General features: G+C 29.4%; 6 protein-coding genes. 1 reads left to right on the top strand and 5 read right to left on the bottom strand.

Annotation, left to right across the window (positions count from 1 at the left end):
- Positions 1–174: 174 nt before the first annotated feature.
- The 4 genes from ACH2BG_RS08845 to corA form a co-directional block, all read right to left on the bottom strand.
- Positions 175–1,293, bottom strand: coding sequence for a hypothetical protein (locus tag ACH2BG_RS08845; protein ID WP_395047329.1), 1,119 nt, complete (start codon positions 1,291–1,293; stop codon positions 175–177).
- 128 nt (positions 1,294–1,421) lie between these two features.
- Positions 1,422–2,522, bottom strand: a complete 1,101-nt coding sequence (locus ACH2BG_RS08850) for a hypothetical protein (protein ID WP_395047330.1) — start codon at positions 2,520–2,522, stop codon at positions 1,422–1,424.
- Positions 2,523–2,722: 200 nt separating this feature from the next.
- Positions 2,723–3,415, bottom strand: a complete 693-nt coding sequence (locus ACH2BG_RS08855; protein ID WP_395047331.1) for a DUF1003 domain-containing protein — start codon at positions 3,413–3,415, stop codon at positions 2,723–2,725.
- A 116-nt stretch (positions 3,416–3,531) separates the two neighbouring features.
- The gene (corA, locus tag ACH2BG_RS08860) at positions 3,532–4,602 is read right to left on the bottom strand and encodes a magnesium/cobalt transporter CorA (protein WP_395047332.1); all 1,071 of its coding nucleotides are present in this window, start codon (positions 4,600–4,602) and stop codon (positions 3,532–3,534) included.
- A 71-nt stretch (positions 4,603–4,673) separates the two neighbouring features.
- Between corA and hutI the strand changes: the two genes are divergently transcribed.
- Entirely contained in the window at positions 4,674–5,909 is a 1,236-nt protein-coding gene (gene hutI / locus ACH2BG_RS08865; protein WP_395047333.1) for an imidazolonepropionase, read from the top strand.
- 68 nt (positions 5,910–5,977) lie between these two features.
- On the opposite strand, the gene ACH2BG_RS08870 is transcribed toward hutI, so the two are convergent.
- A complete protein-coding gene (locus ACH2BG_RS08870) occupies positions 5,978–6,853 on the bottom strand; it encodes a hypothetical protein (RefSeq protein ID WP_395047334.1) in 876 nt (291 codons plus the stop codon).
- Positions 6,854–6,902 lie beyond the last annotated feature (49 nt).

The following is a 6,902-nucleotide window of genomic DNA, read 5'->3' on the forward strand; positions in this document are numbered from 1 at the left end:
GCACGGATTGCAAATCCGCGCTATCGGGTTTTTATATTTTTAACGTTTTACAGCTTGGTGATGTGGCCAATTTAGGAAGCCTAAACTTTCCGTTAAACACTGCTTTACAAATACAAAACAAATTCAAATTCATCGCTAAAATCCACATTTTAGGAAACCGCTAATGGTATCAGTTTATTTTTTATGTTTCTGGAATTCTTCATTAAACTTGAAGTGTAATTTATAAAGTTCCATTCTATCAGCATATTCGATTTCAGAATCATACCAAAAGCTTTCTATTTCTTTTATCTTTTGATTATAGAAACTATTAATCTGTTTTGCTATACTCACTTCTGTTTCTTTTATTTTGGTTGTTCTTCCTACGTGTTCAATAGGGTATTGTTTAATATCAATATTTTTCAATTCGGTCTTTGTAATATCAAGATTACTTCTTTGTTCATCTATATTTAAATTAAAATCTTCAATTAATTGGAAATTATAAATTATCCAATCATTGAGTAAGAAGCCGAAATAATTTTGCTGAAGCCTTATTCTTATTTCGTCATCATTTAATTTATTCACATTTATTTCATATTCTAGGTTTTCTAATGCCGATGTAAAATTATCTTTTTCTCTTAAGTCTAATATTTTTATTACAAGACAAGGGATAGAATATATCAAAATTCCAAAAATTAAAACATTTAGCTTTCCAATATTAGTCGTGTTTAATAATAGATTAAATCCTGAATAGATTATAATTGAAAAACCTAAAACATAGAAAAATATTGAAAGCCAATTTTTGTCATCAGCCCTGTTACCAGTTCCTTCATATATTTCTATGGATTTATTTACTTTTTTACGTTCTGATGATATTATTCCAATGATGATAAATGTGAAAAGTAATAATAAAATTGACATGATAATTAGATACCAGTTCGTTATTGACAAGGAATTATATTCATGAATTGTTACAGTTAAACTTGCACTTAGTGGAATGAGAATGATGGAACATAGAATTATCTCGTCTAATAAATTATTATTCGTGGAATTTAATTTTACTCTTATTGAAGAAATATGGTTGGTTGTAGAGCTGTAAACCATTATTATAATTAAAATTCCTAAATAAATATTGAAAGTTGGAATAATTACGGTCAACACTTCCCAATACTTTTTTTTAATTGGAATAAGAGGATATATTTTTGTGAGATTATAAAAAATAATAATTAAAATTGAATATAAAGCATATGTTGTCAGACCAGACTCTCTTTTTCGTTGAAGATTTCTATCGTTAATTTTACTTACGTAATTTTTCATTTCTTGTATTAAGGTTATTGAATTCTTCACTGCTTTTTAAATTGCTACCAACTTGTGTATATACTACTTATCACAACAATCTATCCAAAATGCACTGTGGTTTTAAGTAGTGCTCTTCACATAATTGATTAAAATAAAATAGTTTCTTGAGGATGCGCAATTGCAGAAAGGATATTTTCTGCAACTTTATCAATAAGTTTTGTACCCCAAAAAGGGTCATTTTTGTCATAATAAATTACACGAATATGTTTCAAGTCAAATGGTACATCCTCTTCATTTGAAGAAATTAAAACAACAGGTTTTTTTAATGCATGAGCTAAACCAAGTTCGTAATAAACATTCGGGTTTCGTCCAGTTAATTCTGCAATAAGAATTTTAGCTGAATTTATTCCGGACCAAATTTGGTCCACTATTTTACCTGTTCCGAAAATATCATTATCGGCCCTAATTGGATTAAGACCTGCTTTTTTAATTGCAGGTTCATATATTTTAGCATAATAATCGCCTAATGGAGCCGCAAAAGGCATCATAACAAAACAAGTATCAGTACTATTTATCGGAGCAGATTTGCTTAATTTTCTAAGTTCAGAGCCAGTATCTATTAATTTGGATGAGTTGTTTCCTTCTGATATGTCCAATACTCTAAATTTATCTCCTGACTTTTCAATAAGTTTAGAACTACTTAGACTTTCAGTAAAAATTTCAATAAATTCTGATAATTTTTCAGTTGGCACTTTAAATGTGTCAACAAGGGCATTTTCAAAGAATTTTCGATCAGGCAAGTTTTCACCCCTGTAATGCTTGTATACATCACTTATAGTTGGAGCGTTAAGCACAGCAGATCTTAATCCATTCAATTCGTCTTCAGAAGATTGAGGTTTTATTATTTGCTTTGCTAATTCTGTTGGCTTAATTTGATTAGGACTTGGTCTTTCTAATAAACCATACTTTAAAGATGAGCTTATTTCTAATTGAAATGGTCCATTATATCCTACGCCACAATATTTGGCAGAATCTGCTTGTGAGCATTCTTTGCCAGCATTTTGTTCCAAAATGGCTCTCGGTATTCTTAGTGCTTTTTCTACTGTATGTCGGGGATAATTAGAAGTTGGACCTGTAGATTTGGTCTTCTGTGGACTTTTCTTTACAGCTTTCTTAATGACTTTTTTAATGGGTGTCTTTTTGACAACTTCCGCTTTTACTTCTGCTACTTTGGTTGTTTCAGTCATTTTATATGTTTTTAATTATTAATGTCAAATAAAGATAGGTTCAAATACATGTCCAAAGTCATGCAGCATTACTTATAGCACTTAGCTTTGTGAAATTATTCACTTTCCAAAAGTAATCCTAAACTTGTTAAAAATAAATAATAAATATAGTGATATTGCATCTAACTAAATTCAGTTAGAAAATGCTTTCTGGTTATAATTTACTTTTCAATCCGAGTCAAAATATCATTCATCATGTCTATTTGTACTTTCTGAATCTCGATAAGTGCTTGTTCTTGGTGCATGATTAGATGGTCTATTTTCTCATGAAGCATTCTAATTTCTAGCTCAGATTTTAGATTAATCATATAATCGCTTTTTGCACGTTCGCGATCTTTTTCTTCCTGACGGTTATTACTCATCATGATTACCGGTGCTTGCAACGCAGCAATACAAGATAAAATTAGATTTAGTAATATAAACGGATACGGGTCGAATCCTTTGTTGAAGAAAATAAAAAAGTTTACAAAAATCCAAATCATAAGGAAAATCATAAACGAAATTATAAATGTCCAGCTTCCGCCAAACTTAGCCACATTGTCAGCAAGTTGTTGTCCGAAAGTGTATTTTTTAGTTTCTAAATCGAGTTTATTGGTTAATGTTGTTTCACTTTCAACAGCGTCAAAAACTTTTTTCTCTAATAAATTTAGATCATCAACTTCTTTCAACAGGAATCCAGAAATATATTTTTCTCGATACAAATTGAGTTCGCTAATCGCCATTTCGCCATTTTCGGTAAAGTTTGGGTGCTCTTTTTGTATAAAATCTAAAATAGATTTTCTTATCATACTTCCTTTTATCTTATCGATAATTGGGAATTCTTTTTCTGAAATTGCACTTACAAATGTTTTCATATGTAGATAATATTTTTCTTTTTATTGGAATATGGTATATTTATGAGGCAATCTTTATTTGGGTTCATGATTTCGTTATCATAAATATTTCATTTAAAATAATTTTGTTAGAAAATCTAATACCATTTTTTCCATTTAAAATAAAGAATCATACCTAAAAACAAGACAAACATACCTGTCAAAACATAAAAATATCCATATTCCCATTTCAATTCGGGCATATTTTCAAAATTCATACCATAAACTCCAACTATAAATGTAAGCGGCATAAAGAAAACCGAAACAACAGTTAGGGTTTTCATAATCTCATTCATCTTATGGCTTTGTGCCGAAAAATAGAAGTTCGAAGCACTATCTAATGTAGTAATATCATATTCTATTTGTTCTAAAAGCTCTAAACATTTTTGATGCAAACGGTCAAAAAAACTATAATTTTCCTTTTCAATAGCATTAAATACATTATCGTCTTTCATACTTTTTATAGAATATAAGGAATCTCGCAAAGGAATAATAGAGCGTTTCAAAAAATTAAAATTATCGCGATGTTTTTCTATTTGCTCTAAAATAATTGGTTTGGTATTTGTTTTAGATAAATTAATTAGCGTTTCTACTCTATCTTCTTCATTTTCGATAGTAACATAAAAATTTTCCATAATGGAATCAAGCAACAAATACAGCAAATAATCTGCTTTTTTCTCTCTTACAATTCCGGAATGCGTTCGTATTCTTTCTCTAATGTGGGTGAAAAAATCGCTCTTTTTTTCCTGAAAAGAAGATAAAATTCCATCTCTAAGTAAAAAACTAATTTGCTCTACATTTATATTATCCGTATTTTCTATTGGTAACAATGATTTGACATTAAAGAATAAAACGTCATGATATTCATCTAGTTTAGTTCGTTTTGTGGTGTTTAATATATCACCCAACATAAAGTTATCGACTTTTAGGAAATCTCCAACTTCTTTTATAACAACCGTTTCATTTAACCCGTGAATATTTAACCAATTTACTTTAGTCAAATCGACTATAGAAATTAAATCATTGCATTTATGATCGGCACATTCTGTCAAATTTTCACTGTCATATACAAACAATTGCATTTCTGTAGCAATATCTTTATGTCTACCTGTGTATTCTAAAAATGTAGGGACAACTTTTTTCCCTTTTTTATATTTTATTTTTCGCACCCTATAATAATTTGATATAAAGATAGCCGTTTTTAAAAATCAAAGATTATTTTTACAAAAATTATTTTTTAATGAAAACATTAATCATCAATATAAAAGAACTACTTCAGGTTCGAGATAATCCTATCGATAAAGTTTCAGGTACCGAAATGGGGATTTTACCCAAAATTGACCATGCTTTTTTATTAATCGAAGATAATTTAATTACAGATTTTGGTCCGATGGCTAATTGCCCTACTATTAAAGCTGACCAGACTATCGATGCAACAGGGAAAATTGTTTTGCCAACTTGGTGCGATAGTCATACCCATATTGTATATGCAGGTAATCGAATTCAGGAGTTTGTAGATAGAATAAATGGTTTGAGCTATGAAGAGATTGCCAATCGTGGTGGTGGAATCTTAAATTCTGCTAAAAAACTGAATGAAACCAGTGAAGAAGATATTTACAACCAATCGAAAGTTCGTTTAGAAGAAATCATGCAACAGGGAACTGGAGCGGTCGAAATAAAATCTGGATATGGGCTTACAGTTGATGGTGAGCTAAAAATGCTTCGAGTAATCAAAAAATTAGCCGCAAATTATCCTATAAAAATAAAAGCAACCTTTCTTGGAGCACACGCATTTCCTACCGAATACAAGGAAGATCATGCGGCTTACATCGATTTGATTATTAATGAAATGTTACCCAAAATTGCTGCAGAAAAATTAGCCGATTATATTGATGCTTTTCTAGAAACTGGTTATTTTTCGGTACAAGAAACCGAAAAAATTATGGAAGCAGGAAAAAAATATGGTTTGATTCCAAAAATTCATGTCAATCAGTTTACAGCCATCAACGGAATTAAAGCTTGTGTAAAATACGAAGCACTTTCTGTCGATCATTTAGAAATTGTAACCGACGAAGATATTGATGACTTAAAAGGAAGTATTACCATGCCAGTTGCTTTACCTAGTTGCTCTTATTTTATTAGTATTCCTTATACGCCAGCACGAAAAATGATTGCGGCAGGATTACCACTTGCGCTCGCCACCGATTATAATCCAGGTACAACTCCATCCGGAAATATGAATTTTGTTGTGGCAACTGCTTGCATAAAAATGAAAATGACTCCAGAAGAAGCAATAAATGCCGCAACAATAAACGGTGCTTATGCCATGGGAATTTCTCAAACTCATGGAAGTATTACAAAAGGAAAAAGTGCCAATATTATAATTACAAAACGGCTAACAACGTATTACGAAATGGCTTATTCGTTTACCAGTAATCTAATCGAAAAGGTTTTTATTGAAGGAAGAATTATTTAAACAAAAAAGTCTTTCAAAATAATTGAAAGACTTTTTTTATAAATTAACCTAACCAAATCAAAATTATATTATCTCAAAGCAAATGTTGTTTTTGAAACCAAATTATCTTTATCAAATACATTAACAAAATAGGTTCCTTTTTCGACATTTTCTAACGCAAGTTCCGCAGTAACTTCTAAACTTTCATTTTTAAATTTTACTGGAGAATAATAACTATAATCTAAAATCATCACACCAAAGTTTTTAGAATGTTTTTCGCCAACAATATTATTTTTGGCATCAATTATCTGTACATAATATTCTTTTTCGCATGGCTTGCTAATTTTATTACCAACAACCATAAAAGTAATTTGTAATAAATTTACTCTACTAGCTTTATCTGTAGACTCAAAATCCCCTGATTTTGTTTGTTTTAATGTTGAAGTTTTCAAATTAACAATTGAAATTTTAGAGCCCTTTCTAATAACTCTATTCAAACCTTCATTCATTGCTATTAAGGTATCATTGTACTTTTTAGATTGTGTTAAAACTAAAATTGTACTATCTCTTTGCACTTTAAGCAAATCATTATTTTTCTTTAATTGAAATTTTTCTTTTGTAAGAGAAACTACAACATTTTTCAGTCTATTAACTTCCGTTTTATATTTTATCAATGAAGCTACATCGATATTAGTATTATTTATCTCATCTAAAAGATTAGTTACTTTTTGTCTTTCTACTATTAAATCCGTTTTTAATGATGAATTTTCAGAAATAGCTAATTCTAAAGAATCCTTAGATTTATTTAATTCCGAAATAATTGCATTTTTTTCATTATTTAAAATTCTTTTAGTAGTTTTAAAATCATCATAAATTTTATATGAAAAACCTAGGCAACAAAACAATGAGATTGCTAGTCCAATAGAGATGAGTTTTAATGAAGGGATGTTGTTTGTGATTTTCATAATAATTGTTTTTGGCTTATTACTAATATTGTAAATTTACACTATATAG

The organism is Flavobacterium sp., from assembly GCF_043779715.1.
Lineage (GTDB): Bacteria > Bacteroidota > Bacteroidia > Flavobacteriales > Flavobacteriaceae > Flavobacterium.